General features: G+C 46.3%; 2 protein-coding genes. Both read right to left on the reverse strand.

All coding sequences use genetic code 11. The annotated features are described in order from the left end of the window. A partial coding sequence (locus tag OGX67_RS01905) for an IS6-like element IS26 family transposase (RefSeq protein WP_061317786.1) occupies window positions 1–509 on the reverse strand: 509 nt, incomplete at its 3' end. A 192-nt stretch (window positions 510–701) separates the two neighbouring features. Beyond that, on the reverse strand, window positions 702–1853 hold the full coding sequence (gene nhaA / locus OGX67_RS01910; protein ID WP_001000602.1) for a Na+/H+ antiporter NhaA: 1152 nt from the start codon (window positions 1851–1853) through the stop codon (window positions 702–704). Window positions 1854–2036: the final 183 nt, after the last annotated feature.

Here is a 2036-nt window from a genome sequence, read left to right on the forward strand (position 1 = left end):
TTGTTCCGGTACTTAATCTGTCGGTGTTCAACGTCAGACGGGCACCGGCCTTCGCGTTTGAGCAGAGCAAGCGCGCGACCATAGGCGGGCGCTTTATCCGTGTTGATGAATCGCGGGATCTGCCACTTCTTCACGTTGTTGAGGATTTTACCCAGAAACCGGTATGCAGCTTTGCTGTTACGACGGGAGGAGAGATAAAAATCGACAGTGCGGCCCCGGCTGTCGACGGCCCGGTACAGATACGCCCAGCGGCCATTGACCTTCACGTAGGTTTCATCCATGTGCCACGGGCAAAGATCGGAAGGGTTACGCCAGTACCAGCGCAGCCGTTTTTCCATTTCAGGCGCATAACGCTGAACCCAGCGGTAAATCGTGGAGTGATCGACATTCACTCCGCGTTCAGCCAGCATCTCCTGCAGCTCACGGTAACTGATGCCGTATTTGCAGTACCAGCGTACGGCCCACAGAATGATGTCACGCTGAAAATGCCGGCCTTTGAATGGGTTCATGTGCAGCTCCATCAGCAAAAGGGGATGATAAGTTTATCACCACCGACTATTTGCAACAGTGCCAAAAATACCCTCAGCAATTAGTGTACTGAGGGTATTGTTAACCATCCGTAGGATCGTTCAACTGATCAATGCCTTAACTGATCGGTGTTATCCCGATTGGGAGGCTTTACAAAATAGCTCATTTTTATCTTACGCTTGCGCTTTCTTAGGCAAAGAAAAGTGCAGTAAGGCATAGCCAAGTAATGCTGCTGTCGTAGAACCCATTAAGATACCGAGTCGAGCATAGGTATCAAATTCAGGACTTACATTTCCGAACGCTAAAGAGGAAATGAAGATAGACATTGTAAAGCCAATACCACACAACACAGATACCGCAAAGATATGCTTGAAGTTAACGCCTTCAGGTAACTTAGCAACGCCCATTTTTACCGCTGCCCAGCTAAAGGTAAAGATACCTAGAGGCTTACCAACCAGTAGACCCAAAGCAATACCGAGTGGCAGCATTGAAGTTAGACCTGACATCGATACGCCTTCTAACGAAATCCCCGCATTGGCAAATGCGAATAGAGGCAGAATACCAAATGCCACGTATGGGTGAAGCGCGTGCTCCATATGTTTAAGTGGAGAATGTTCGCCCTGCTTTCCCTTTAGTGGGATAGCAAAACCAATCACTACACCTGCCAATGTTGCGTGAACACCAGATTTAAGCACCGCGAACCATAAGATCGCACCGACGATCATGTATGGCGTAAGTTTTGTTACTTCCTTCGCATTCAACATGAATAGGACACCAGTCATGATGAAGCCAACAAGCAACGCCATGGTCGACAGGTCACCGGTGTAAAATAGCGCGATAATAACAACTACACCTAAATCATCGATGATAGCAACCGCCAGCAAGAACACTTTTAGGCTTACTGGTACACGCTTACCTAATAACGCCATGATACCTAAAGCAAAAGCGATATCTGTCGCCGCTGGAATTGCCCAACCAGAAATCGCCTCAGGATCGTTGGCATTAAAGGCTACGTAAATAAGAGCAGGAGTTAATATACCGCCAACCGCTGCAATCGCAGGGAAAATTGCGGTTTCTTTTGATTTTAACGCACCTTCAAGCAGCTCTCGCTTAACTTCAAGGCCAATGAGTAAGAAGAAAACAGCCATTAGGCCGTCATTAATCCAGTGAGAAACTGACATACCAAATACATAAGTATGCAGTACAGATTGATAAGTTTCGCCCAGCGGTGAGTTAGCAATGGTCATCGCAATTGCCGCGGCAATCACGAGAAGAATACCACCAGCTGATTCCATTTTGAAAAAGTCACGAATGACATCGTTCATGGTTTCGTCCTTATATTTATTATCTTAATAAACGATTAACAAAGAATGATAAGAGTGTATAGCGGTCGAAAACTTTAGAATAATTGAATCGCCACGGATAATCTAGGGCACTGTTGCAAAGTTAGCGATGAGGCAGCCTTTTGTCTTATTCAAAGGCCTTACATTTCAAAAACTCTGCTTACC

This window comes from Citrobacter sp. Cf118, from assembly GCF_030334095.1.
GTDB classification, from domain to species: Bacteria; Pseudomonadota; Gammaproteobacteria; order Enterobacterales; family Enterobacteriaceae; genus Citrobacter; species Citrobacter freundii.